The organism is Streptomyces aureus (assembly GCF_001418135.1).
In the GTDB taxonomy this organism is placed as follows: Bacteria; Actinomycetota; Actinomycetes; order Streptomycetales; family Streptomycetaceae; genus Streptomyces; species Streptomyces aureus_A.
This window is the reverse complement of record NZ_LIPQ01000110.1, coordinates 1-25,456: the sequence shown is the minus strand read 5'-3', so window position 1 is coordinate 25,456 and position 25,456 is coordinate 1. Positions and strand designations below refer to the sequence as shown.

At 71.9% G+C, this 25,456-nt stretch carries 19 protein-coding genes; 16 read left to right on the top strand and 3 right to left on the bottom strand.

Annotated elements, in window-relative coordinates; genetic code table 11:
- The 3 genes from AOK00_RS11620 to AOK00_RS11610 form a co-directional block, all read left to right on the top strand.
- On the top strand, positions 1-1,754 hold a 1,754-nt coding region (locus AOK00_RS11620), incomplete at its 5' end, for a HelD family protein (RefSeq protein ID WP_055600233.1).
- 388 nt (positions 1,755-2,142) lie between these two features.
- On the top strand, positions 2,143-3,573 hold the full coding sequence (locus AOK00_RS11615) for an NAD-dependent malic enzyme (protein WP_055600232.1): 1,431 nt from the start codon (positions 2,143-2,145) through the stop codon (positions 3,571-3,573).
- 312 nt (positions 3,574-3,885) lie between these two features.
- A complete protein-coding gene (locus AOK00_RS11610) occupies positions 3,886-4,167 on the top strand; it encodes an HU family DNA-binding protein (protein ID WP_017237029.1) in 282 nt (93 codons plus the stop codon).
- A 157-nt stretch (positions 4,168-4,324) separates the two neighbouring features.
- Here AOK00_RS11610 and murA read toward each other — a convergent pair whose 3' ends face one another.
- Positions 4,325-5,665 carry a UDP-N-acetylglucosamine 1-carboxyvinyltransferase gene (murA, locus tag AOK00_RS11605; RefSeq protein WP_055600231.1) on the bottom strand — a complete coding sequence of 447 codons (1,341 nt, stop codon included), beginning with the start codon at positions 5,663-5,665 and terminating at the stop codon, positions 4,325-4,327.
- A 289-nt stretch (positions 5,666-5,954) separates the two neighbouring features.
- On the opposite strand from murA, the gene AOK00_RS11600 reads away from it, so the two are divergent.
- From AOK00_RS11600 to mycP, 13 genes are all read left to right on the top strand, one after another.
- On the top strand, positions 5,955-6,515 hold the full coding sequence (locus AOK00_RS11600; RefSeq protein WP_030324470.1) for a YqgE/AlgH family protein: 561 nt from the start codon (positions 5,955-5,957) through the stop codon (positions 6,513-6,515).
- Between the two features lie 152 nt (positions 6,516-6,667).
- Complete coding sequence (locus tag AOK00_RS11595; protein ID WP_055600230.1) at positions 6,668-7,852, top strand: acyltransferase family protein; 1,185 nt, start codon at positions 6,668-6,670, stop codon at positions 7,850-7,852.
- A gap of 53 nt (positions 7,853-7,905) precedes the next feature.
- Positions 7,906-8,193 carry a DUF3039 domain-containing protein gene (locus AOK00_RS11590; protein WP_015033918.1) on the top strand — a complete coding sequence of 96 codons (288 nt, stop codon included), beginning with the start codon at positions 7,906-7,908 and terminating at the stop codon, positions 8,191-8,193.
- A gap of 314 nt (positions 8,194-8,507) precedes the next feature.
- Positions 8,508-9,863 carry an extracellular solute-binding protein gene (locus AOK00_RS11585; RefSeq protein WP_055600229.1) on the top strand — a complete coding sequence of 452 codons (1,356 nt, stop codon included), beginning with the start codon at positions 8,508-8,510 and terminating at the stop codon, positions 9,861-9,863.
- A gap of 5 nt (positions 9,864-9,868) precedes the next feature.
- Positions 9,869-10,831 (top strand): carbohydrate ABC transporter permease, encoded by a 963-nt coding sequence (locus tag AOK00_RS11580; protein ID WP_055600228.1) that lies wholly within the window; start codon positions 9,869-9,871, stop codon positions 10,829-10,831.
- A complete protein-coding gene (locus tag AOK00_RS11575) occupies positions 10,828-11,667 on the top strand; it encodes a carbohydrate ABC transporter permease (protein WP_055600227.1) in 840 nt (279 codons plus the stop codon). The genes AOK00_RS11580 and AOK00_RS11575 overlap by 4 nt, the downstream gene beginning before the upstream one ends.
- A gap of 4 nt (positions 11,668-11,671) precedes the next feature.
- Entirely contained in the window at positions 11,672-13,315 is a 1,644-nt protein-coding gene (locus AOK00_RS11570; RefSeq protein WP_055600226.1) for a beta-N-acetylhexosaminidase, read from the top strand.
- Positions 13,316-13,540: 225 nt separating this feature from the next.
- Positions 13,541-14,416 (top strand): FAD binding domain-containing protein, encoded by an 876-nt coding sequence (locus tag AOK00_RS11565; protein WP_030324484.1) that lies wholly within the window; start codon positions 13,541-13,543, stop codon positions 14,414-14,416.
- Complete coding sequence (locus AOK00_RS11560) at positions 14,413-16,056, top strand: 2Fe-2S iron-sulfur cluster-binding protein (RefSeq protein WP_055600225.1); 1,644 nt, start codon at positions 14,413-14,415, stop codon at positions 16,054-16,056. Before AOK00_RS11565 ends, AOK00_RS11560 begins: the two co-directional genes overlap by 4 nt.
- A 26-nt stretch (positions 16,057-16,082) precedes the next feature.
- Positions 16,083-18,377, top strand: coding sequence for a xanthine dehydrogenase family protein molybdopterin-binding subunit (locus AOK00_RS11555; RefSeq protein ID WP_107097363.1), 2,295 nt, complete (start codon positions 16,083-16,085; stop codon positions 18,375-18,377).
- Positions 18,378-18,497: 120 nt separating this feature from the next.
- Positions 18,498-18,977, top strand: a complete 480-nt coding sequence (locus AOK00_RS11550; RefSeq protein WP_055600224.1) for a hypothetical protein — start codon at positions 18,498-18,500, stop codon at positions 18,975-18,977.
- Positions 18,978-19,021: 44 nt separating this feature from the next.
- Entirely contained in the window at positions 19,022-20,557 is a 1,536-nt protein-coding gene (locus AOK00_RS11545; RefSeq protein WP_055600223.1) for a WXG100 family type VII secretion target, read from the top strand.
- Positions 20,558-20,574: 17 nt separating this feature from the next.
- Positions 20,575-21,816 carry a type VII secretion-associated serine protease mycosin gene (mycP, locus tag AOK00_RS11540; RefSeq protein WP_055600222.1) on the top strand — a complete coding sequence of 414 codons (1,242 nt, stop codon included), beginning with the start codon at positions 20,575-20,577 and terminating at the stop codon, positions 21,814-21,816.
- 208 nt (positions 21,817-22,024) lie between these two features.
- On the opposite strand, the gene AOK00_RS11535 is transcribed toward mycP, so the two are convergent.
- On the bottom strand, positions 22,025-24,127 hold the full coding sequence (locus AOK00_RS11535; RefSeq protein WP_055600221.1) for a serine/threonine-protein kinase: 2,103 nt from the start codon (positions 24,125-24,127) through the stop codon (positions 22,025-22,027).
- 66 nt (positions 24,128-24,193) lie between these two features.
- On the bottom strand, positions 24,194-25,456 hold a 1,263-nt coding region (locus AOK00_RS11530), incomplete at its 5' end, for an outer membrane protein assembly factor BamB family protein (RefSeq protein WP_159041739.1).

Below are 25,456 nucleotides of genomic sequence, written 5' to 3'. Positions count from 1 at the left end.
TCATCGGCGACGGCGCCCTGATGGCCGCCCTCGGGCAGGCCCGCAGTCACACGATGCGGGACATCGTGTCCTCCATCCAGGCCGAGCAGGATCTCGTCATCCGCGCGCCCGCCGCGTCCGTCACGTACGTCGAGGGCGGGCCCGGGACCGGCAAGACCGCCGTGGCGCTGCACCGGGCCGCCTATCTGCTCTACCAGGACCGGCGGCGGTACGCGGGCGGCATCCTGATCGTCTCGCCGACCCCGCTCCTCGTCTCGTACACCGAGGGCGTACTGCCCTCGCTGGGCGAGGAGGGGCAGGTCGCCATCCGCGCGGTCGGCAGTCTCGTCGACGGTGCCGAGGCCACCGCCTACGACGACCCGGCCGTCGCCCGGATCAAGGGCTCCTCCCGGATGCTCCACGTGCTCCGCAAGGCCGCCCGCGGCGCCCTGGAGACCCCGCCGCCCAGGAACCAGCCCGAGCTGGGCGAGGAGGACGTTCCCGTCCCGGCGGGCACGCCGACGCGGCTGCGGGTCGTCGCCTTCGGCCGCCGTCTGGAGCTGGAGGCCGACGAGCTGCGGCGCATCCGGCACAACGTCCTCGGCGGCACCGCCCCCGTCAACCTGCTGCGCCCGCGCGCCCGCAGGCTGCTCCTGGACGCGCTGTACGCCAAGTCGGGCGCGGTCGGCCGGCACAGCGACCCCGAGCTCGCCGCCGAACTGCGCTCCTCCTTCGACGAGGACGTGTCGACGGAGGACTCCTTCCTCGGGTTCCTCGACGCCTGGTGGCCCGAACTCACCCCGCGCCGGGTCCTCGACGCGATGGCCGACGAGCGCCGGCTCGGCCGCTGGGCCCGCCGCATCCTCAACCCGGGCGAGGTGCGGCGGCTCGCCCGCTCGCTGCGCCGCACGGAGCTGTCCGTCCACGACGTGGCGCTCCTCGACGAGCTGCACACTCTGGTCGGGGCCCCGGCCAGGCCCCGGAAGAAGCGTGAGTACGACCCGCTCGACCAGCTCACGGGCCTGGAGGAGCTCATGCCCGTCCGGGAGGAGACCCAGCGCGAGCGGGCCGAGCGGCTCGCCGCGGAGCGCACCGAGTACGCGCACGTGATCGTCGACGAGGCGCAGGACCTCACGCCCATGCAGTGGCGGATGGTCGGGCGGCGCGGCCGGCACGCCACCTGGACGGTCGTCGGCGACCCGGCGCAGTCCTCCTGGTCGGACCCGGACGAGGCCGCGGCGGCCCGCGACGAGGCCCTCGGGTCCCGGCCGCGACGCCGCTTCGAGCTGACCGTGAACTACCGGAACCCGGCCGAGATCGCCGAGCTCGCGGCCAAGGTGCTCGCCCTCGCCATGCCGGGCAAGGAGTCGCCGCGCGCGGTCCGCTCGACGGGCGTCGAGCCCCGTTTCGTACCGGTGGGGGAGACGGCGGGGAAGCCCGATCTGGCCGAAACTGTTCGGTCCGAGGCGCGGCTGCTCCTGGAGCGGGTCGAGGGCACCGTAGGTGTCGTCGTCGCCATGAACCGGCGCCAGGAGGCGGCCCGCTGGCTGGCCGAGCTGGGCGACCGGGTGGTGGCGCTCGGCTCCCTGGAGGCGAAGGGCCTGGAGTACGACGCCACGGTCGTCGTCTCGCCCGCGGAGATCGCGGACGAGTCCCCGGCCGGCCTGCGGGTCCTCTACGTGGCCCTGACCCGGGCGACGCAGCAGCTCACGGTGGTCGCGGCGGCGGCGGACATGCCGGACGAGGCGGGGGTCCCGGACCTGCTGAGGGACTGATCGCCTGGAGCGGGTGACGCCGATTTCCGGTCAACCTGTGGCGCTGGAATCACCAACCAGGGTGGTTTGTTAGCCTTGTCGTGGCACCGGCTCGATCCAAGCCCCCGGGCCCAACCTTCGTCCCTCAGAGGGACCACTTGCCGCGAGGCGAGCATGGCGGGTCGGTGCCACTTAGACGTATGTACGAAGTTGAGGCCCTCGTCACCGCTGGTGACGGGGGCCTCTTCTGTTTCCTCAGCACTTCTCGTATGGTGGAAACTACTTTCCGAAAACAAAATGACCGCATTACCTGCTACCGGCAGGTAGGTGCGACCATCGGAGGGCGCCGCCGGGCAACCAGCCGGGGCGGCGTAGCAACGAAGCTCAGGGAAAGCAGAGGAACTCGGCCATGGCAACGGCGCCCAGCGTCTCGTACTCGATGACGGTCCGGCTGGAGGTTCCCGCGAGCGGAACCGCGGTCTCCCAGCTCACCACGGCGGTGGAGTCCCACGGCGGATCCGTCACCGGCCTCGACGTGACCGCCTCCGGCCACGAGAAGCTCCGTATCGACGTCACCATCGCCGCGACCTCCACGGCGCACGCGGACGAGATCGTCGAGCAGCTGCGCACCATCGAGGGCGTCGTCCTGGGCAAGGTCTCCGACCGTACGTTCCTGATGCACCTCGGCGGCAAGATCGAGATGGCGTCCAAGCACCCCATCCGCAACCGTGACGACCTCTCCATGATCTACACCCCGGGCGTCGCCCGCGTGTGCATGGCGATCGCCGAGAACCCCGAGGACGCCCGCCGCCTCACCATCAAGCGCAACTCCGTCGCGGTCGTCACCGACGGCTCCGCCGTCCTCGGCCTCGGCAACATCGGCCCGATGGCCTCCCTGCCCGTCATGGAGGGCAAGGCCGCCCTCTTCAAGCGCTTCGCCGGCATCGACGCCTGGCCGATCTGCCTCGACACGCAGGACACCGACGAGATCGTGGCCATCGTCAAGGCCATCGCCCCCGGCTTCGCGGGCATCAACCTGGAGGACATCTCCGCGCCCCGCTGCTTCGAGATCGAGGCCCGGCTGCGCGAGGCCCTCGACATCCCCGTCTTCCACGACGACCAGCACGGCACCGCCATCGTCGTCCTCGCCGCCCTCACCAACGCGCTGCGCGTGGTCAACAAGGGCATCGGCGACGTACGGGTCGTCATGTCCGGTGCCGGCGCTGCCGGTACGGCCATCCTCAAGCTGCTCATCGCCGCGGGCGTCAAGCACGCCGTCGTCGCCGACATCCACGGTGTCGTGCACGCGGGCCGCGAGGACCTCGTCGACGCCGCGCCCGGCACGCCGCTGCGCTGGATCGCCGACAACACCAACCCCGAGGGCGTCACCGGCACCCTCAAGCAGGCCGTGGTCGGCGCGGACGTCTTCATCGGCGTCTCGGCCCCGAACCTGCTGGGCGCGGACGACGTCGCCGCGATGGCCGAGGGCGCGATCGTCTTCGCGCTCGCGAACCCCGATCCGGAGGTCGACCCGGCCGCCGCGCGCCAGACGGCCGCCGTCGTCGCCACCGGCCGCTCGGACTTCCCGAACCAGATCAACAACGTGCTGGTCTTCCCGGGTGTCTTCCGCGGTCTCCTCGACGCCCAGTCCCGTACCGTCAACACGGAGATGATGCTGGCGGCCGCCACGGCCCTGGCCGACGTCGTCACCGAGGACGAGCTGAACCCGAACTACATCATCCCGTCGGTCTTCAACGACAAGGTCGCGGGTGCGGTCGCCGGAGCCGTGCGCAACGCGGCCAAGGCGGCGGTCAGCGGCCCGGTGGCGACCGGGCGCTGACGGCGCGTCGCGATTCGCGGTGGCGTAAACCCGCCTTTAGGGTGGCTTTTCGGCTCCGCATGGTTTTCGTGGAGTCGACAGAACGTCACCACCACGGGGCTCTGGCGCTTTTCGTGTGACCCCAGGGGGTGCCGGATTGGCGTTCCCGCCGCTGGTGGGGGCAGGATGCGTGTTTGGGCGCGAGGGTCTGTCATTAGACCCGGGTCCGGGGACTGTCCGAAGGCCCTGGCAGCATCGGCTTCGCTGTACCCAATCACGCGGCTTCCGCCGCGTGGCACGCCTCACAGGCAAGAAGAACACGGGAGTAACAACATGAACCGCAGTGAGCTGGTGGCCGCCCTGGCCGACCGCGCCGAGGTGACCCGCAAGGACGCCGACGCCGTGCTGGCCGCTCTCGCCGAGACCGTCGGTGAGGTCGTCGCCAAGGGCGACGAGAAGGTCACCATCCCCGGCTTCCTGACCTTCGAGCGCACCCACCGTGCCGCTCGCACCGCTCGTAACCCGCAGACCGGCGACCCGATCAACATCCCGGCCGGCTACAGCGTGAAGGTCTCCGCGGGCTCGAAGCTCAAGGAAGCCGCCAAGGGCAAGTAAGGCCGACAAGGCCGCGTAAGGCAGCCTGGAGGCACGGAAAGGGCGGCCACCCTGTCAGGGGGTGGCCGCCCTTTCGTTTGCCCGTCAGAGGCCCGTTGGCGCGGTCGGACGCCGGGTGCGCGCGCGGGGAGCGGGTCCCCGCGCGCGCACGGCCGGGTCAGACCAGCGCGCTGCCCGGGAGCTCGACCTTGGCGCCGAGCTCGACGAGCTTCTCCATGAAGTTCTCGTAGCCGCGGTTGATCAGCTCGATGCCGTGCACCCTGGAGGTGCCCTGCGCCGCGAGCGCCGCGATCAGGTACGAGAAGCCGCCGCGCAGGTCGGGGATGACCAGATCGGCGCCCTGGAGCCTCGTCGGGCCGGACACGACCGCCGAGTGCAGGAAGTTGCGCTGGCCGAAGCGGCAGTCGGAGCCGCCGAGGCACTCGCGGTACAGCTGGATGTGGGCGCCCATCTGGTTGAGCGCGGAGGTGAAGCCGAGCCGGGACTCGTACACCGTCTCGTGGACGATGGAGAGGCCGGAGGCCTGCGTCAGGGCCACGACCAGCGGCTGCTGCCAGTCCGTCTGGAAGCCGGGGTGCACGTCCGTCTCCAGGTGGATCGCGTTGAGCGAGCCGCCCGGGTGCCAGAAGCGGATGCCCTCGTCGTCGATCTCGAAGGCGCCACCCACCTTCCGGTAGGTGTTGAGGAAGGTCATCATCGAGCGCTGCTGGGCGCCGCGCACGTAGATGTTGCCCTCGGTCGCGAGCGCCGCGGACGCCCAGGAGGCCGCCTCCAGGCGGTCCGGGAGCGCCCGGTGGGTGTAGCCGTCGAGGCGGTCGACACCGGTGATCCGGATGGTCCGGTCGGTGTCCATGGAGATGATCGCGCCCATCTTCTGCAGCACGCAGATGAGGTCCTCGATCTCGGGCTCCACGGCGGCGTTCGACAGCTCGGTGACACCCTCGGCGAGCACCGCCGTCAGCAGCACCTGCTCGGTCGAACCGACCGAGGGGTACGGCAGCCGGATCTTGCAACCGCGAAGACGCTGCGGGGCCTCCAGGTACTGCCCGTCCGCCCGCTTCTCGATGGTGGCGCCGAACTGGCGCAGCACGTCGAAGTGGAAGTCGATGGGCCGGCCGCCGATGTCGCAGCCGCCCAGGCCCGGGATGAAGGCGTGGCCGAGGCGGTGCAGCAGCGGGCCGCAGAAGAGGATCGGGATACGGGACGAGCCGGCGTGGGCGTCGATGTCGGCGACGTTTGCCGACTCGACGTGCGTCGGGTCGAGGACGAGCTCGCCGGGCTCCTCGCCCGGACGGACCGTCACACCGTGCAGCTGGAGCAGCCCGCGGACCACCCGGACGTCACGGATGTCGGGCACATTGCGCAGGCGGCTGGGGCCGCTGCCGAGCAGGGCGGCGACCATCGCCTTGGGCACGAGGTTCTTCGCGCCGCGGACGCGGATCTCGCCCTCCAGCGGGGTTCCGCCGTGGACAAGCAGGACATCGTCTGTGCCGGTCATGAATCTCGCGTTCCGGAGTGGGTCGGTCGGGTGGCCAGTGAAAAGGGTAAAGGGCCATGAGACCTCTCCTGGGTGCCTCGGGGGGGCTGTCAGATGTAATGAATTCGGCACAACACCCTCTGTTCCCGTGATCTTGCGGAGCGTTACCGTCCGCTTGTGCCGCCCGGGCGCCGTCACGGCCCCGCCCCGTCCCCTCTGAACTGCGACGGTCGGCGAGTTCCGGACATCGCCTCCCTCCGTACCGTCCGAGACCCTCCGCGAACGCCGAAGATGCGGGATCATGTGTCGCATGACCGAGGTGTCCTCGCTCACAGGACGGCTGCTCGTCGCCACCCCCGCCCTCGCGGACCCGAATTTCGACCGCGCGGTGGTTCTGCTGCTCGACCACGACGACGAGGGCTCGCTCGGCGTGGTCCTCAACCGGCCGACGCCGGTGACCGTCGGCGACATCCTCGCCCCCTGGGCGGGCCTCGCCGGCGAACCCGGGGTGGTCTTCCAGGGCGGCCCCGTCTCCCTCGACGCGGCGCTCGGCGTCGCCGTGATCCCCGGTGACGAGGGGCCGCTCGGCTGGCGGCGGGTGTACGGGGCGATCGGCCTGGTCGACCTGGAGACCCCGCCCGAGCTGCTCGGACCGGCCCTCGGCTCGCTGCGGATCTTCGCGGGGTACGCGGGCTGGGGCCCCGGCCAGCTGGAGACCGAGCTCGGCGACGGAGCCTGGTACGTGGTCGAGTCGGAGCCCGGCGACGTCTCCTCGCCGCAGCCCGAGACGCTCTGGCGGCAGGTCCTCAGGCGGCAGCGCGGCGAGCTCGCGATGATCGCGACGTACCCGGACGATCCCTCTCTGAACTGAGGCGACCGCGCCGACGAGAGCCGTCCGGCGGACCGGCGAGTGAACTCCTGGGTACGCACGTGTGTCCGATGACGGGCGCGATGCGTACGATGAGCCGACTTTCCTGAGCCATTGTGCGCATCAGTCGCGCCCAGACGATCAAGAGATGACAAGTGCCTGTCATAACCGCTGCCCGGGTCGGCCGGGTCCCGAAGCAGGCCGCCGAGTCGGTCGGATCCGCGCTTCCCGCCCGCCTCGACTCGCTCACGAGTCTGAGGTTCTTCGCGGCCTTCGCGGTGTTCGCGCACCACTTCACCGGAGTCGGCGGCAAGACGGGCTATGGACGGGCGCCGTCCATCTTCCCGTACTCGGAGATGGGCGCCCACGGCGTCACCTTCTTCTTCGTCCTCTCGGGCTTCCTGCTGACCTGGGTGTACAAGCCGTACGAGCACCCGATCGCCTTCTACATCCGCCGGGTCGCGCGCATCTGGCCGGCGACCCTGGTCGCCGCGGTGCTGGCCTACTACGTCTTCTACGTGCGCGCCCACGAGGCCGTCGAGTGGAAGTCGTTCATCGCCTCCCTCTTCCTCGTCCAGAACTGGCTGCCGGACGCCACGCCGACCCTGCCCGGCAACCCGGTCACCTGGACGCTCAGCGTCGAGATCCTCTTCTACGCGCTCTTCCCGCTGCTCGCCCGCTTCGTCGTCCGGATGCGCACCCCCCTGCTCGTCGGACTGACCGTCGCCGGTCTGCTCGCGATGTGGGCCGTCGCCTGGTGGTCGTTCGACAACCTCACCCCCGAGACGGCCCGCTGGGTCATGCGGCACCCCGCCGTCTACCTGCCGCAGTTCCTCCTCGGCATGACGGTCGCCCTGCTGGTCCGCCGCGGCCTGCGGGTGCCGCTGCGCCCCATCGTGCCGCTGGCCCTGCTCGGCGTGTACGTCTACGCGTACTTCGAGCTGCGGGAGCGCCTGTCCCCGGCCTACGACGCGCAGCTGGAGTACACGCTGCGGCCCACCCTGGCCGTGCTCGCCGCGCTGATCATCATCGCGTTCGTGCAGCGCGAGCTCGCGGGCCACCGGGGCGTCCTCAACAAGAAGCCGCTCATCCTGCTCGGCGTCTGGTCGTACAGCTTCTACCTGCTGCACCACTCGGTCAGCCGCTTCGCCACCTACGAGTGGGGCCGGATCCCCGACCGGGACTCGGCGCTCTTCACCATGCTCGGCATGGGCCTCGTCATCCTCGTGATGTCCTGGGCTCTCTACCGCTTCGTCGAGGAGCCGGCCAACCGCTGGCTCGTCCGCCGGATCCCCGCCCGCTTCCGGCGCACCGCTCCGGCCGCGCCGGACGCCCGGTGACGGCCGCCGGGGAGGGCTCTGTCCCGCCTCGGGCGTGGGTACCCTTGGGTCCCATGAGCACTCTCGAGCCCGAGCGCGGGGCAGGTACGGGAACCCTCGTCGAGCCGACGCCGCAGGTGTCCCACGGTGACGGCGACCACGAGCGCTACGCCCATTACGTCCAGAAGGACAAGATCATGGCGAGCGCCCTCGACGGCACCCCCGTCGTGGCGCTGTGCGGAAAGGTCTGGGTACCGGGGCGCGACCCCAAGAAGTACCCGGTCTGTCCGATGTGCAAGGAGATCTACGACTCCATGGGCGCCGGCGGTGGCGACAAGGACAAGGGCGGCAAGGACAAGTAGAGGTGTCCTGACGTCCGGGAATGTCGGGGACGGCCCCCGTCACGCGTACTTCGGTACGGGTGACGGGGGCCGTTTCGTTTTCCGGCACGCGGATTCCGGCAGCGGTTCCGGCACGCAGGTCCGGCACGCGGTTCCGGCACGCGGAATCCGGCACGCGGAGCCGTTGCACAGGGTGCGTCCGCCGGTCACGGAGTGGTTGAGGTGGTCGAGACCTCTTGTCGGGTCGCCGGAGGCGCGCCTAACCTCACGCGTGTTGTGCAGAACGAAACGCGCATTGCGCATGTTGCAACGCACGCATCCGGAGGGGATCCGTCATGAAGCTTCCTGCCCTCCCCCGAGCTCTCGGCTTCGCTCGAGCAGGGGGGACCCCCATCACCACCCGCGTCACCGCCCCGGCCGCCGCACTTCTGCTGGCCGGCCTGACCGCCACGGCCTGCGCTCCCCAGACGTCCGACGGCAGGGCCACGACGGACGAGAAGACCGGCACCCTGCGGGTCTGGCTCTTCCAGGAGGTGAGCAACAAGCCCAAGGAGCAGGTCGTCGCACAGGCCGTCGCCGCCTTCGAGAAGCGGAACCAGGGCGCGAAGGTCGAGGTCGAGTACATACCCGTCGAGACCCGCGCCCAGCGCGTCAAGGCCGCCTTCAACGACCCCAAGTCGGCCCCCGACCTCATCGAGTACGGCAACACCGACACCGCCGGATACGTCGAGGACGGCGGACTCGCCGACATCAGCACCGAGTTCGCCGCCTGGGACGAGGCCAAGGACACCGACCCCACCGCCAAGCAGTCCGTCACCGTCGGCGGAAAGGTCTACGGCGCCCCGCTGTTCGTCGGCGTCCGCGCCCTCTACTACCGCACCGACGTCTTCGGTGAACTCGGCCTCACCGCCCCCAAGAGCCAGGCCGAACTCGTCTCCACCGCCAAGAAGGTCCGCAAGGCCAGGCCCGAGCTGTACGGCATCGCCGTCGGCGGCGCGTACACCTACGGCGCCATGCCCTTCGTCTGGGCGGCCGGCGGCGAACTCGCCACCGCGAACGGCGACGCGTACAAGGCCGCCGTCAACAGCGAGGCCGCCCTCAAGGGCATCAGCACCTACACCTCGCTCTTCGGGGACGACAACTGCCCGGCCGCCAAGTGCGCCCAGATGGGCGGCAACGCCACCGTCACCGCCTTCGCCTCCGGCAAGGCCGCCATGGCCATCGGCGGCGACTTCAGCCACGCCGCCGTCGAGGCCGGCAGCGTCAAGGGCAAGTACGCCGTCGTCCCGCTGCCCGGCACCACCCCCGGCTCCATCGCCCCGGCCTTCGCCGGCGGCAACAACATCGGCGTCCTCAAGAGCACCTCCCACCGCAGCCTCGCCGTCGACCTCCTCAAGTCCCTGACCGGCAAGGAGACCCAGGGCAGGCTCTTCGACGCGATGGGCTTCCTCCCCACGTACACCGACGTCCGGACCGCCGCCGCCCAGCGGCAGCCCTTCGTGAAGCCCTTCATCGACACCCTCGCCGCCGGCACCAGGTTCGTCCCGGCGTCCCCCGGCTGGGGCCGGATCGACGCCTCCCTGGTGCTGCCCACGATGTTCCAGGAGGTCGTCAGCGGCCGTAAGGACGTCAAGGCGGCGGCCGACGACGCCGCGAAGAAGATGGACGCGGCCTTCGCGCCGGCGGGCTGAGCCGCATGACGACCCAGCTCACCGCCACCGGGAGGCGGCCGGGCGCGACCACGCCCCCGGCCCCCCGGCCGGCCCGGCGCGGCGGCCCCAGGGGCCACCGCCCCTGGACCCCCTGGCTGTACCTGCTGCCCGCCCTCGCCGTCCTCGGCGGACTCCTCGTCTACCCCGTCTACCAACTCGGCCTGATCTCCTTCCTGGAGTACACCCAGGCCCAGGTCAGTGGCGGCGAACCCACCTCCTTCAAGGGCTTCGGCAACTACACGGCCCTCTTCGCCGACCCCCAGTTCCGGCAGGTCCTCCTCGCCACCGTCCTCTTCGCAGCCGCCTGCGTCGTCACCACGCTCGCCGTCGGCTGCGCCCTCGCCGTACTCCTCACGCGCGTGCGTGCCCTGCCGCGGTTCGTCCTGATGATGGCCGCGCTCGGCGCCTGGGCCACGCCCGCGGTCACCGGCTCCACGGTCTGGGTCTTCCTCTTCGACCCCGACTTCGGCCCCGTCAACAAGCTCCTCGGGCTCGGCGACTTCTCCTGGACGTACGGGCGGTACAGCGCCTTCGCCCTCGTCCTCCTCGAAGTCGTCTGGTGCTCCTTCCCGTTCGTGATGGTCACCGTCTACGCGGGCATCAAGGCCATCCCGTCCGAGGTCCTGGAGGCCGCCGCCCTCGACGGCGCCTCGCAGTGGCGGATCTGGCGCTCGGTCATGGCGCCGGTGCTCCGGCCGATCCTGGTCGTCGTCACGATCCAGTCGATCATCTGGGACTTCAAGGTCTTCACCCAGATCTACGTGATGACGAACGGCGGCGGCATCGCCGGCCAGAACCTCGTCCTCAACGTGTACGCCTACCAGAAGGCCTTCGCCTCGTCCCAGTACAGCCTGGGCTCGGCGATCGGCGTCGTCATGCTGCTGATCCTGCTGGCCGTGACCCTGGTCTACCTGCGGCTCCTGCGACGCCAGGGAGAAGAACTTTGACCTCACTCCGGATACGCCGGCCCGGGCGGCTCGCCGCCGAGGCCGTCACCCTGCTCGTCGCGGCCGCCGTCGCCTTCCCGCTGTACTGGATGGTCCTCTCGGCCTTCAAGCCGGCCGGCGAGATCCAGTCCACCGAGCCGCGGCCGTGGACGCTCTCCCCGTCCCTCGACTCGTTCCGGCGCGTCTTCGAACAGCAGGAGTTCGGCCGCTACTTCCTGAACTCGCTGATCGTGGCGGGCACGGTCGTCCTCGCCTCGGCGCTCATCGCCTTCCTCGCGGCGACGGCCGTCACCCGGTTCCGCTTCAGGTTCCGGACGACGCTCCTGATCATGTTCCTGGTCGCCCAGATGGTGCCGGTCGAGGCGCTCACCATCCCGCTGTTCTTCCTCATGCGGGACGCCGGCCAGCTCAACACCCTCGGCTCGCTGATCCTCCCGCACATCGCCTTCTCGCTGCCGTTCGCGATCTGGATGCTGCGCGGCTTCGTCAAGGCGGTCCCCGAGGCCCTGGAGGAGCAGGCCCAGATCGACGGGGCGAGCAGGACCCGGTTCCTGTGGCAGATCCTCTTCCCGCTGGTCTTCCCCGGCCTCGTCGCCACCAGCGTCTTCTCGTTCATCTCCACCTGGAACGACTTCCTCTTCGCGAAGTCGTTCATCATCAGCGACACCTCGCAGTCCACCCTCCCCATGGCACTGCTCGTCTTCTTCAAGCCCGACGAGAACGACTGGGGAGGCATCATGGCCGGCTCGACCGTGATGACCGTCCCGGTGCTCGTCTTCTTCGTACTCGTACAGCGCCGCCTGGTCTCGGGACTGGGCGGGGCGGTGAAGGACTGACGCGATGACCCACCCCATGGACCTGATCCCGGCGCCCGCGCGCGTGGAGGGGCCGTACCGCTGCGGCTTCGTCCTGGACCGGGGGACGACCCTCAGCGCCGCCGCCGGCACCGAGACCACCGCGCGCTGGCTGCGGGACACGCTCGGCGCGGCCTTCGGGCTGCCCCTGCGCGAGACGACCGACGAGAACGCCACCAACACCGTCAGGCTGCGCCTCGACGGCGGCCTCGCCCCCGAGGCGTACCGGCTCCACGTACTCGTCCACGGGGTCGTCGAGATCATCGGCGGCGGACCGGCCGGCGTCTTCTGGGGAGCCCAGACCCTCCGCCAGCTCCTCGGCCCGGAGGCCTTCCGCGCGGCGCCCGTGAGCAAGAGGCCGTTCGCGGGCCTGGCGGCGCAGACGATCGAGGACGCCCCGCGCTTCGGCTGGCGCGGCCTCATGCTCGACGTCGCCCGGCACTTCATGCCCAAGGACGACGTCCTGCGCTACCTCGACCTGCTCGCCGCCCACAAGCTCAACGTCTTCCACTTCCACCTCACCGACGACCAGGGCTGGCGCATCGAGATCAAGCGCCACCCCCGGCTCACCGAGGTCGGCTCCTGGCGGGCCCGCAGCAAGTGGGGCCACCGCGCCTCGCCGCTCTGGGACGACACCCCGCACGGCGGTTTCTACACCCAGGACGACATCCGCGAGATCGTCGCGTACGCCGCCGCGCGGCACATCACCGTCGTCCCCGAGATCGACCTCCCCGGACACTCGCAGGCCGCCATCTCCGCCTACCCCGAGCTCGGCAACACCGACGTCGTCGACACCGCCGCCCTCACCGTCTGGGACACCTGGGGCGTCAACCCCAACGTCCTCGCCCCCACCGAGACCGTCCTGCGCTTCTACGAGGGCGTCTTCGAGGAGGTCCTCGACCTCTTCCCGGCGGCCACGTCACCCTTCGTCCACGTCGGCGGCGACGAGTGCCCCAAGGACCAGTGGAAGGCCTCCCCGGCCGCCCAGGCCCGCATCAAGGAACTCGGGCTCGCCGACGAGGACGAACTCCAGTCCTGGTTCATCCGCCACTTCGACCGCTGGCTCGCCGCCCGCGGCCGGCGGCTCATCGGCTGGGACGAGATCCTGGAGGGCGGTCTCGCCGAGGGCGCGGCCGTGTCGTCCTGGCGGGGATACGGGGGCGGGATCGCCGCCGCCGAGGCCGGCCACGACGTCGTCATGTGCCCCGAGCAGCAGGTGTACCTGGACCACCGTCAGGCGCCGGGCGAGGACGAACCGATGCCCATCGGGTACGTCCGCACCCTGGAGGACGTCTACCGTTTCGAGCCCGTCCCGCCGGGCCTCTCGCCGGAGGCCGCCGCCCACATCCTGGGAACCCAGGCAAACGTCTGGACCGAGGTGATGGAGAACCGGTCCCGCGTCGACTACCAGGTCTTCCCGCGCCTCGCCGCCTTCGCCGAGGTCGCCTGGTCCGCGCTGCCCGCGCCCGAAGCGCGCGACTACCCGGCCTTCGCACGCCGGATGCACACCCACTACGCGCGCCTGGACGCCCTCGGCGTGGACTACCGCCCGCCCACCGGGCCGCACCCCCGGCAGCAGCGCCCCGGGGTCCTGGGACGCCCCCTGGAGGGCACGCCCCCGATCGTGTGAGGGACCCGACATCCCCCTTCACCCAAGAGCGGCGAAACGGAAGTTACCGTCAGTCGTCGGGACGTCCCGGACGGAACAGTCCTTCGCGGGCCCTCGCGTCGGACCGCTCGGAAGATGTGCCAGAGTTGCCACGTCCGGCCTGTGAACACGTACGGTACGCCCACACGCAGGCGCGACCGCCGGGCACATTCGGGGACCACCGGGACACCGGGAAGGGGCAGCGGGTTGACCACGCACGCACCACAGACGGCGCAGTCCGTGACGCTGCCCGCCTCGCTCGACGAGGCCGTGGCAGCGCTCACGGCCATGCCGGCCGCCGTCCCCGTCGCCGGTGGCACCGACCTGATGGCAGCCGTCAACAAGGGGCAGCTCCGCCCCGCCGGACTGGTCGGCCTGAGCCGTATCAACGAGATCCGCGGCTGGCAGTACCAGGACGGCCACGCACTGCTCGGCGCGGGCCTCACCCACGCGCGCATGGGCCGCCCCGACTTCGCCGCGCTCATCCCCGCCCTCGCCGCCGCCTCCCGCGCCGCCGGACCGCCCCAGATCCGCAACGCGGGCACCCTCGGCGGCAACGTCGTCACCGCCGCGCCCACCGGTGACTCGCTGCCCGTCCTCGCCGCCCTGGAGGCCGACCTGGTCGTCCTCGGGCCGCTCGGCAGCCGCGAGATCCCCGTGTCCCACCTGCTCGCCGGCCGCGACCTGCTGGCCCCCGGCGAACTCGTCGCCTTCGTCCGCGTCCCGCTGCTCCACGCCCCCCAGGTCTTCGTCAAGGCCACCGGCCGGACCGGCCCGGCCCGCGCCACGGCATCCGTCGCCGTCGTCCTCGACCCGGCCCGGCGCGGGGTGCGCTGCGCGGTCGGCGCCGTCGCGCCGATGCCGCTGCGCCCGCTGGAGGCCGAGCGCTGGATCGCCTCGCTGGTCGACTGGGACAACGACCGGGGGCTCGCCCCCGAGGCGCTCGCGGCGTTCGGCGAGTACGTCGCCGCCGCCTGCATCCCGGACCCGCCGGGCGACGAAGTGTTGCCCCCGGCCGTACTGCACCTGCGGCGCACCGTCGCCGCACTCGCCCGACGGGCACTGGGGAGGGCACTGTCGTGAGCAACGACCAGCAGCGTGAGCAGCAGAATTCCGGCGGCTGGGAGCCGATTCCGCAGAGCGAGGGGTATGACGGGGACGCCACCGCGTTCGTCCAGCTGCCGCCCGACTTCATGCTGGACGGCGTCCCCCTGGAGGCACCCGGCCACGGCTACGTACCGCCGATGATCACCCCGCTGCAGCCGCTCGACCCGGCCGTGACGGACCCGTCGGCGACGGGCACGTGGAACGTCCACCTGCCCACGCAGGCGGAGCAGACGCAGTACTTCGACGGGACCGAGTACGCGGAGCAGGGCGGGTACGGCGAACAGGCCGGGCGGGGCGGGTACGCCGGCCAGGGCGGGTACGCCGGCGGGCCGGCCGGGTACGACGCCGGCCGGACAGGGCACGCGGCGGTACAGGCCGGGCACACCGGTCACACCGAATACGCCGAGCACTTCGAGCAGGATCCGCACGCCACGTCCGAGTGGCGCTTCACCGAGGTGACGGAGACGACGGCGCCCGTCGCCTCCGGTACCACGGGCCAATGGGAGATTCCGGTCGTACCGGGCATGCCCGAGCTGGCCGAGGAGGCGGGCGCCGCCGAGGAGCCGGGCGACTTCGCCGCCTCGGCCGTCCGGCCGTACGCGGAGGCCCCGGCGACCCTGCCGGGCGGCGCCCCGGCCCCGTGGGCGCTGCAGGAGGAACCGGCGGCCGAACCGGTCGCGGAACCGGTCGCGGAGGCCGCGGCGGACCCCGTCGGCACCGGCGCCGCCGCGGAAGCCGAGGAGCCTGGCGCGAGCCCGGACGGCGGGACGGCCGCGCGGGCCGAGGTGCCCGGGCCGGAGGCGCGGAAGACGGACGGCGAGCCGGGGACGGCCGACCCGTCGGAGGTGGCCGACGCGTCCGACCCGTCCGACCCGTCGAACGTGGCCGACCCGTCCGTCTTCTCCGACGCGTCCGCCCCGTCCGAGCTGTCCGGCCGGGCCCTGGAGGCGGACACCGCCCCCGAGCCCGTTGCGGCGATCCCCGGCGCCCCGGCCGACCCCGTCGCGCCTGCCACGCCCGGCGCGAGCCTCGCCGCCTCCACCGACAGCGACGAGCACCCCCACACCTCGTACACCCTCCGGGTCAACGGCGCCGACCGGCCCGTCACCGGCTCCTGGATCGGCGAGTCGCTGCTCTACGTCCTGCGTGAGCGCCTCGGCCTCGCCGGGGCGAAGGACGGCTGCTCACAGGGCGAGTGCGGCGCGTGCAACGTGCAGGTCGACGGCCGGCTCGTCGCCTCCTGCCTGGTCCCCGCGGCGACCGCCGCCGGGAGCGAGGTGCGCACGGTCGAGGGCCTCGCGGTCGACGGGGAGCCGTCGGACGTGCAGCGGGCCATGGCCAAGTGCGGAACCGTCCAGTGCGGCTTCTGCATCCCCGGCATGTGCATGACCGTGCATGACCTCCTTGAGGGCAACCACGCCCCCACCGAACTCGAGACCCGCCAGGCGCTCGCGGGCAACCTGTGCCGCTGTTCCGGCTACCGGGGCGTCCTCGAAGCCGTACGGGACGTCGTGTCCGAGCGCGAGGCGAGCGCCGCGGCCACCGCGTCCGAGGCCGCCGAAGAGCCCCGGGTCCCGCACCAGATCCCCCACCCGCACGACGGAGGCATGGCGTGAGCGACGCGATCACCGCCGTTCCCACGATCCCGGTCCTCGACACCCCCGGGACCCTGGGCCAGGAGCAGGCCGCGCACGGCCTCGGCACCTCGCTTCCCCAGGCCGAGGCGAGGGCGAAGACCGAGGGCACCTTCCCGTACGCCTCCGACCTGTGGGCCGAGGGGCTGCTCTGGGCCGCGATCCTGCGCTCCCCGCACCCGCACGCGCGCATCGTCTCCGTCGACACGAGCGCCGCCACCGCCATGGCGGGCGTACGGGCCGTGGTGACGGCCGCGGACGTGCCGGGCGCGGCGACGTACGGCCGACGGGTCGCCGACCGGCCGGTGTTCGCCGCCGACCTCGTCCGGCACCACGGCGAGGCGATCGCCGCCGTCGCCGCCGACCACCCCGACACGGCCCGGCTCGCTGCCGCCGCGATCGCCGTCGAGTACGAGGTGCTCGACCCGGTGACGGACCCGGAGAAGGCGTTCGCGGCGGAGGCGCTGCACCCCGACGGGAACCTGATCCGGCACATCCCGCTCCGCTTCGGCGACCCGGACGTGACGGGCGAGATCGTCGTCGAGGGCCTGTACCGGATCGGGCGCCAGGACCCGGCGCCGATCGGCGCCGAGGCGGGCCTGGCCGTACCGCGCCCGGACGGCGGGGTGGAGCTCTACACCGCCTCGACCGACCCGCACACCGACCGGGACCTGGCCGCCGCCTGCTTCGGCCTTCCGCCGGAGCAGGTCAAGCTGGTGGTGACCGGCGTGCCCGGCGCCACCGGCGACCGCGAGGACCCGGGCTTCCAGATCCCGCTGGGCCTGCTGGCGCTGCGTACCGGCTGCCCGGTCAAGCTCACCGCCACGCGCGAGGAGTCCTTCCTCGGCCACGCCCACCGGCACCCCACCCTGCTGCGCTACCGGCACCACGCGGACGCGGAGGGACGCCTGGTGAAGGTGGAGGCGCAGATCCTGCTCGACGCGGGCGCGTACGCCGACTCCTCGTCGGAGTCGCTCGCGGCGGCCGTGGCCTTCGCCTGCGGCCCGTACGTCGTCCCGCACGCTTTCGTCGAGGGCTGGGCGGTCCGCACGAACAACCCGCCGTCCGGCCATGTGCGGGGCGAGGGCGCGATGCAGGTGTGCGCGGCGTACGAGGCGCAGATGGACAAACTGGCGGCGAAACTGGGCGTGGACCCGGCGGAGCTGCGCATGCGGAACGTGATGTCGACCGGCGACATCCTGCCGACGGGCCAGACGGTGACCTGCCCGGCCCCGGTGGCCGAACTGCTCGCCGCCGTACGCGACTTCCCGCTCCCCGCCCTGCCCAAGGACACTCCCGAGGGCGAGTGGCTGCTGCCCGGCGGCCCCGAGGGCGCGGGCGAACCGGGCGCGGTGCGGCGGGGCGTGGGCTACGCGCTGGGCATGGTGCACATGCTGGGCGCCGAGGGCACGGACGAGGTCTCGACGGCGACGGTACGGGTCCAGGACGGGGTGGCGACGGTCATCTGCTCGGCCGTGGACACCGGTTCGGGCTTCTCGACGCTCGCCCGCCAGATCGTGCAGGACACGCTCGGCATCGACGAGGTCCACGTGGCTCCGGTCGACACCGACCAGCCGCCGGCGGGGCCCGCGGCGCACGGCCGCCACACGTGGGTCTCCGGCGGGGCGGTGGAGCGTGCCGCGAAGATGGTCCGCACGCAGCTTCTCCAGCCGCTGGCGCACCAGTTCGGCATGTCGACGGAGCTCCTCCAGATCACCGACGGCAAGATCACCTCGTACGACGGGGTGCTGTCGACCACCGTCACGGAGGCGATGGACGGCAAGGAACTCTGGGCCACCGCCCAGTGCCGTCCGCACCCGACGGAGCCGCTGGACGAGGCGGGCCAGGGCGACGCCTTCGTCGGCCTCGCGTTCTGCGCGATCCGCGCGGTGGTCGACGTGGACATCGAACTCGGCGCCGTACGCGTCGTGGAGATGGCCGTCGCCCAGGACGTCGGCCGCGTCCTCAACCCGGCCCAGCTCGCCACCCGCATCGAGGCGGGCGTCACCCAGGGCGTCGGCGCGGCCCTCACGGAGAACCTCCGCACGGCCCGAGGGCTGGTCCGGCACCCGGACTTCACCGGTTACGCACTCCCGACATCCCTGGACGCCCCGGACATTCGCATCGTGAAACTCGTCGAAGAGCGGGACGTCGTCGCGCCTTTCGGTGCGAAGGCGGCGAGCGCGATCCCGGTCGTCACCTCACCCGCCGCAGTGGCCTCAGCGGTACGCGCGGCGACGGGCCGCCCGGTCAACCGCCTCCCGATCCGCCCTCAGGCAGCGGTGGCCGTGCCCAATTCGTAACCCTGTGATGTCCGTTGCTTGTGCAACCCGGAGGTGCGCACTGTCGTCGTTCCTGACTACAGTGGACTTCTGGACTTGGCAGTACGGCGGACGGTTGTTCGACGGGGGAGGAGCGCGGGCATGGAAGCCTACGTGGACGGGGGCGGGTACGGGATGCGGGCGATGAGCGCCGAAGCGGTGCGCTACAACACCGAATCGATGACGGAGTTCAAGAAGGGCATCGACGGCCTGATCGAGACGCTCACCTCCTCCGAGGCCGACAAGAGCAAGATGAAGTCGGACCCGGTGGTACGCGGCCAGTTCGGCGGCGGTGGCGGAGCCTGGGCCGAGGCGTCCGGCGTCTACGACTCGTACAACAACGTCCTCAGGCAGCTGACGGAGCTCTCCGGTCTGCTGAAGGACTGCCTGGAGGGCGTCGGTATCGCGGTCGTGGCGTCCAAGGACGGCTTCGAGCAGATGGACGACGACGTCAAGCGAAAGATGATCAACATCCACGACCGGACGTGGGTCGCCAAGGACAAGGCGGACAAGGAAGCCGGCCGCGGTGGTTCGGAGAGCCAGGGCAGTCAGAACACCGAGAGCGACAGCCCCTTCAAGTAGGGCGGCGCGGACGACATTTCGGGGACACGGGGAAGAGGCGACAGATGAGGCCTGCAGAGGGCGGCGGAGGCGGCGGAACGGACTTCCGCTCGATGTCCCACCAGCAGATGCTGGCATGGCTGGACGAAGCCAGTTCGTTCTACGTCGGCAACGCGGCGACACGGTTGAAGGCGGCGGCGGAGGAGATGCATCGCATCGCCACGCAGCTCAAGAACCGCTCCAGCCGCGTGGAGTGGGAGGGCGAGGCGGAGAAGGCGTTCAACGAGTGGGCCGACAGCATCGTGAGCTCGACCCACGCGCTCGGCGACTACAGCACGGGCGCGTCCACGTGGATGCAGAGCGCCTCTGAGGCCATCGCCACCGCGCAGAGCGCCATTCCGCGCTACACCTCCCACGAGTCGGCCAAGGCGAACCTGGCGGCCGCGCAGAAGTACCGCAACGACCCCGACTCGCAGACCATCGCGCGCAACGCCAAGAGCCAGATGGCCGCCAGCGACGAGCTCAAGGCCATCGAGGCCAAGGAGAAGGCGAACCAGCAGGCCGCGGCGGCCGAAATGGAGAAGCTCTCCTCCTCGTACCAGTGGTCGAGCTTCAACATGTCGAGCCTCAAGCCGCCGACGTTCCCGCCGCCGCCGGGCGACTTCGTGCCGGCGCGTTCCGACGTGAGTGACCGTTCCTCCTCCATCGGATCCTCGCCGAACAGCAGCACCCGTTCCACCGGTACGAACACGGGCACGGACACGGGGACGACGCACATCCCACGGCCGCGGCAGGACGACCCCGCCACGCCCGACACGCACACCACCCTCCCGCCGTCCACCAAGGACACGACGGGACCGACGCAGATCGTCCGCCCGGACGTGCGGCCCGACGTGCCCGTGGACCTCGGCATCGACAGCGTCGACACCAAGACGCCGCCGACCGCGCCCACCGGACCCACGACGCAGACCCCGGGCACGCCGCCGCCGATCACCAAGCCGGACGGCAGCGCGCCTCCGTTCGTGACGACGACCGGCATGCCCCCGCTCCCGTCGAAGGGCGGCCCCGGCGTACCGCCTCCCACCGGTCCCGTCACCGGCGGCACGCGCAACCCGATGAACACCACGGGCCCGCGCGGCCTGCCGACCGGTCCCGGCCCGCTGGGCGGCCCCCGCGAGGGCATCAGCGGCGGCAAGGCCGTGCCCAACGCGCAGGGACGTCCCCAGACCGGACTCCCGCGCAGCACCGTCATCGGCACCGAGCCGGGCCGTAACGGCACGGGCATGGGCCGCGCGCCCATGGGCGGCGGCGGGATGGGCGGCCCGATGGGCGGCATGGGCTCCGGACAGCACGGCATCACCGGCGGGCGCCGTCTCGCCGGCGAGACCGGCGGAATCGTCGGCGGCAGGGCGCAGCGCGCCAGTGCCACCGGCGGCGGCGCGCGTCCCTTCACGCCCGGCGGCTCCGGCCTCGTGCGCGGAGGCTCCACGCAGCGGCCCGGCGACCGCGAGGAGACGAACGGAGAGCGTCCCGACTACCTGGTCGAGGACGAGGAGACCTGGCAGCAGGGGCGCCGCGTGGCGCCGCCCGTCATCGACTGATCAGCGCGAGGAAGCAGATGCGTACCAGCAGTATTCGTCGGAGCCGTGCCCGAGTCACCGCCTCGGCCGCCTTGGGGATGCTGCTGGTGGGCATCGCTTCCGTCCCCGCTCACGCGGCGGGTGTCCGGGACCAGCAGTGGCATCTGGACGCCATGGGCGCCGAGGAGATCTGGCAGCTCAGCACGGGTAAGGGCGTGACCGTCGCGGTCATCGACTCCGGCGTGGAGCGGAACAATCCGGACCTCCGGGGCCAGGTACTCGAAGGGAAGGACTTCGCGACGGAGGAGTCGGGTGACCAGTTCACCGACTACCTCGGGCACGGCACGGGCATGGCCGGTCTGATCGCCGGTACGGGAGCGAGAGACGGCGGCAAGGGAGCCTTCGGCCTTGCACCGGGCGCGAAGATCCTGCCCGTGCGTGTTCCCGGGCTGGAGGAGGGGACGGCCAGCGTCGCCGAGAGCGACAGGGAGTTCAACCGCGTCGTGCCCCCGGCGATCAAGTACTCCGCCGATTCCGGCGCCAAGGTCATCAACATCTCCCTCGGAGCCACCGCGGGCTCGCAGGAGCTCACGGACGCGGTGAAGTACGCGCTGGACAAGGGATCCCTCGTCTTCGCCGCCGTGGGCAACAAGGCGGAGCAGGGCAACCGGCTCGAGTACCCGGCCGGGACCCCCGGCGTCGTCGGTGTCGGCGCCGTCGACAAGAAGGCGACGCGCATCCCGGAGTCCCAGCACGGTCCGCAGGTCGACGTGGTCGCCCCCGGTCTCGACACCGTCCACGCCTGCGGGGGCGGCACCGGCACCTGCAAGTCCACCGGTACCAGTGACGCCACCGCCCTCGCCTCCGCCGCCGCCGCACTGATCTGGTCGAAGCACCCCGACTGGACCAACAACCAGGTCCTGAAGGTCATGCTGAACACCGTCGCCAAGCCCGCCCAGGGCGAGGAGCGCAGCGACTTCATCGGCTACGGCGCCATCCGGCCGCTCCGTGCGCTGAAGACGCCCGGCGACCCGGGCCCGGCCGACGTACGGCCCATCGAGGACCTCGACGACACGGTGTCCGCGTCGCCCTCGGCCGCCCCGTCGGCGGGTGCCACCTCGGCCGCACCTTCCACCGCCGCTCCCGCGCCGGCTCCCGCCGCGCAGGAGAAGAGCGACGAGGGCGGCGACACCGGCCTGTGGATCGGACTCGGCATCGGTGCCGCGGTGCTGATCGGCGCCGCCGTCGCCGTATCCGTACTGCGTTCGCGCCGGAGCTGAGGACGGGAACGCGGTCCGCGCCGACGAGGCTCGGCGCGGCCGCCGACCGGAGCGGCGCCGGCGAACTCGGCTGCGCGGGCACCGTGTGCGTCGACGACGTGCCTGCCGTGGCGCGATCCCGAGGCGCGGCGCGGGCGACAGGCCAGAGAGCGGAGACCGGGGCCCAGTTCGGGCCGGCCGGCGGGAGCAGGACTCTCCGCCGACGGTCCTACTCCCCGAACACGGGCAGCGCCACGATCCGGCCGCCGCGGGTGATGAAGACGCGGTTGGCGTCGCTCGCCAGCTGGTAGGCGCCCTCGTGCTGCATCCTCACGGTGAACAGTCGGTCGCCGGTGGTCCTGCGCACCACCTGGACGATGCCGTGGTCGCTTTCCGGGAGCCAGACCGTGGCGCCTGCGACGGCAGGAGCGGAGATGCCCGCGCCCCGGTTGTCCAGGGGCTGCATCCATTCCCTGCCCGGGGTGTTGACGTCGGGCAGGGTGCGGAACTGGTGGGCCTCGTAGCCGTCGATGGCGAAGACGTAGTCGTCGTACGCGGTCGGGCTGCTCCACCCCACCGCACTGTCGCGGGAGGCGAGCGTCTCTTCCTTCCACAGGAAGTCCCCGCCTTCGAGGCGCCGGGCCATCAGGCTGCGGCCGCCGAGGTACACGGTGGCGCCGCTGATCGAGGGGGCCTGGCCGAGGGTGCCCTGGTCCTTGATCTTCCAGGCGGTCTCGCCGGTCGCGGTGTCGATGACGACGACCTGCCCGTCCCTGCCGTGGACCACGAGACGGTTCTTGTCCGCCGCCGCACGTGCGGGCCCGTGTGCCGAGCGCGGGGACGTCATCGGGCGCGTCCACAGAGGGGCGAGGGTCCAGGCGTTGACGGCGCGCAGCATGTTGTCAGGCGTCGTGAGGTAGACGTTCGTGTCGTCCGCGGCGAGGACGGCTTCGACGCCGGCCTCCATCTGCCAGACGTGACGGCCGGTGGAAGCGACGTAGGCCTGCAGCGCGCCGTTCTTGTCGACGCCGACGACGAGCCGGTCCGCGACGGAGACGAAACCGGCCTCGGCGTCGATGTCCCTGGCCCGCCACCGCTCCTTCCCGTCCGTGACGGACAGGGCGAGGAGTTCGCCCGCCTTCGCCTGCATCAGGACCACGTCCCGCACGGGGAGCGGTGGCGTTCCCGCGGGGGCGCAGACGTCGAAGGGCCCCCACAGCGCGTTCGGAGGCTTCCCTGCCTGGCTGTCGATGACAGAGACGAAGGCGGCCTCCGGGGTCGCCACTGCCGGGGGCACATCGGCCGTCGGGGACTTCACACCCTCCCGGTTCAGCCACCACGCGCCCGCCCCGCCACCGGCTCCCAGGACCGCCACGCCCACGGCGGCTCCGGTGAGGAAGCGGCGCCGCGACGGCGAGCCGGAGGTCACGACGGTGTCCGCGGGCGCGGTCAGGCGCTTCGTGGCCGTCTCGCGCCGCTTGATGTCGTCGGCGAGCGGACCCTTGCGCCAGGCCCGGTCCGCGCCCTTCGGCGGGGCGAAGACCTCGGCGATCTGCGGGGGCGTGGGGCGGTACGCCGGGTCCTTCGCCAGGCAGGGTCCGATCAACTCCCTCACCTCCGGCGGGACCTGGCTCAGGTCGGGAGTCCCGTGCACGACCTCGTACTGGACGGCCGGCACGTGCGCGCCGTCGAAGGCACGCCGCCCGCTCGCCGCGAACGCGAGGACCGCGCCGAGGGAGAAGACGTCCGACGCCGGGCCGACCCGCCGGCCGAGGACCTGCTCGGGAGCCCCGTATCCCGGGGTGACCGGGATCTGACCCGTCGTCGTCAGGGTGAGGCCGTGCTCGGGGCGGGCGATGCCGAAGTCGATGATCCGGGGGCCGGTGGAGGTGAGCACGATGTTCGCGGGCTTGAGGTCGCGGTGGACCAGACCGGCCGCGTGGATGTCGTGCAGCGTGCGGGCGAGCTGGGCCGCGAGCGCGCGGACCGCCGGCACGTCCATCGGTCCGTACGCCCGGACCGCCTCGTCGAGGGTCGGCCCGGCGAGGAACTCGGCGGCGATCCACGGCCGTCCGCCCTCGGTCTGGGCCCCGAGAACCCGGGCCACGCCCTTGCTGGTGACGGCCCGCGCCATGTCGGCCTCGCGGACGAAGCGCTGGGCGAGGTGCTGGTCGTGGGCGAGTTCGGGCCGCAGGACCTTGACGGCCGCGGGTGCGCCGTCGCCGTCCCGGCCGACGTACACCTTGCCCATGCCGCCCTCGCCGAGGACGCCGAGCAGGCGGTACGGGCCGAGCCGGAGCGGGTCGCCGGTGGCGAGGGGCTGCGTGGTCACGGGTGGTCTCCGGGTCGATGGGCCGGTAGCGGCCGGGGGCGGTGGACGGTGGGTGTGGTCTGAGGCTCAGGCGAAGGGGAGAGCCACGACGGACGACGCTCCCGCCCCGACGATCCGCTTGCGCTGCGTGTCGACGACGTACCGGGTGGCTTCCGTCGGGAACACCCATGCCGAGCGGCGGGTCACCCGGTCGACCGCGCTCAGTCCGCCCCGGACGGGCGCGTACACGTACTTCTCTCCGATCACCGGGACCGAGTGGAGATCCGGGGTCAGACTGCGGCCCGAGAGCGCCTCCGCCCAGCGCTTGACGCCCTTGTCGGCGCTGACGACCACGAGTCCGCGGCCGGCCTCGTTCGCGTGGACGAGGCCGTCCGACACGGTGGGGACCCCGAAGGAGGAGCCCTTGCCGTACTCCCAGGCGACGCCGCCGTCGGTGAGGCGCAGCGCCCGGAGACGGTCACCGCCGAGGTAAAGGTGCCGGTCGTCGGTGGCCAGCTGGCCCGGGATGAAGGACATGGATTCCTTGAGCGGAATGCTTCGTCGCCACAGCTGCCGGCCGGTACGGAGGTCTCGCGCCTGGACGACGAAGGACTCCAGATCACCGCTGTTCTTGCCGAGCACCAGCCGGCCGCCGACGATCCGGGCCAGCCAGGGGCGGGCGTTGGTGTACGTGTGGGGATGGCGCCATGTCACCTTTCCCGTACGCAGGTCGACGGCGATCAGATGCCAGCCGGTGCTGACGTCCGCGTCGGTCCTGCTGCCCAGCCGGGACGAGGCGTAGAGCATCCCGCCCGCCGCGGTCAGGAGTTCCGTACCGGTCTGGGAGCCCTCGAAGCCCTTGAGCGCGATCGTCCGGGCGGTCTCCTTGCCGGTGAGGGCGGCGAGCGAACGGATCTCCAGGGCGGACGGCCCGTAGACGGGATAGCTGGACGCGTAGAAGTTCGTACCGTCCGTGGTGATCTGCTTGGGGTCCATGACCATTTTGTCCTCCCACCGCACCGACCCGCTCCGCGGGTCCAGCGCACGGAACGACACCGTCTCCGCGAACCCCACGACGCCCCCGGCGAGCAGCGGCATGACGCTCTCCTCGCGGTCCAGGGCGTCCCCCCGCCACAGCGCGGCGGGCGCGCCGTCCGGGGCGGTGCTGGCGGGGATGGCGGTGGGGCCCGCGGTGGAACCCGCCTTGCTGCCCTCCTCACCGTCCCGCGACCCCAGCCACGCCCACACCCCGCCGCCGGCGGCCGCCACCCCGAGCAGCGCCGCGCCGCCCGCCGAGAACAGCCGGCGGCGGGAGATCGGCGTGCCGGGGACGGTCTCCGCCACCGCCTG

What these genes read in the sequence shown, in the direction of transcription:
- AOK00_RS11615 (WP_055600232.1), top strand. Translation starts at nt 2,143, where the DNA reads ATGGCAACGGCGCCCAGCGTCTCGTACTCGATGACGGTCCGGCTGGAG.
- AOK00_RS11610 (WP_017237029.1), top strand. Translation starts at nt 3,886, where the DNA reads ATGAACCGCAGTGAGCTGGTGGCCGCCCTGGCCGACCGCGCCGAGGTG.
- murA (WP_055600231.1), bottom strand. Translation starts at nt 5,665, where the DNA reads ATGACCGGCACAGACGATGTCCTGCTTGTCCACGGCGGAACCCCGCTG.
- AOK00_RS11600 (WP_030324470.1), top strand. Translation starts at nt 5,955, where the DNA reads ATGACCGAGGTGTCCTCGCTCACAGGACGGCTGCTCGTCGCCACCCCC.
- AOK00_RS11590 (WP_015033918.1), top strand. Translation starts at nt 7,906, where the DNA reads ATGAGCACTCTCGAGCCCGAGCGCGGGGCAGGTACGGGAACCCTCGTC.
- AOK00_RS11585 (WP_055600229.1), top strand. Translation starts at nt 8,508, where the DNA reads ATGAAGCTTCCTGCCCTCCCCCGAGCTCTCGGCTTCGCTCGAGCAGGG.
- AOK00_RS11580 (WP_055600228.1), top strand. Translation starts at nt 9,869, where the DNA reads ATGACGACCCAGCTCACCGCCACCGGGAGGCGGCCGGGCGCGACCACG.
- AOK00_RS11570 (WP_055600226.1), top strand. Translation starts at nt 11,672, where the DNA reads ATGACCCACCCCATGGACCTGATCCCGGCGCCCGCGCGCGTGGAGGGG.
- AOK00_RS11550 (WP_055600224.1), top strand. Translation starts at nt 18,498, where the DNA reads ATGGAAGCCTACGTGGACGGGGGCGGGTACGGGATGCGGGCGATGAGC.
- AOK00_RS11545 (WP_055600223.1), top strand. Translation starts at nt 19,022, where the DNA reads ATGAGGCCTGCAGAGGGCGGCGGAGGCGGCGGAACGGACTTCCGCTCG.
- mycP (WP_055600222.1), top strand. Translation starts at nt 20,575, where the DNA reads ATGCGTACCAGCAGTATTCGTCGGAGCCGTGCCCGAGTCACCGCCTCG.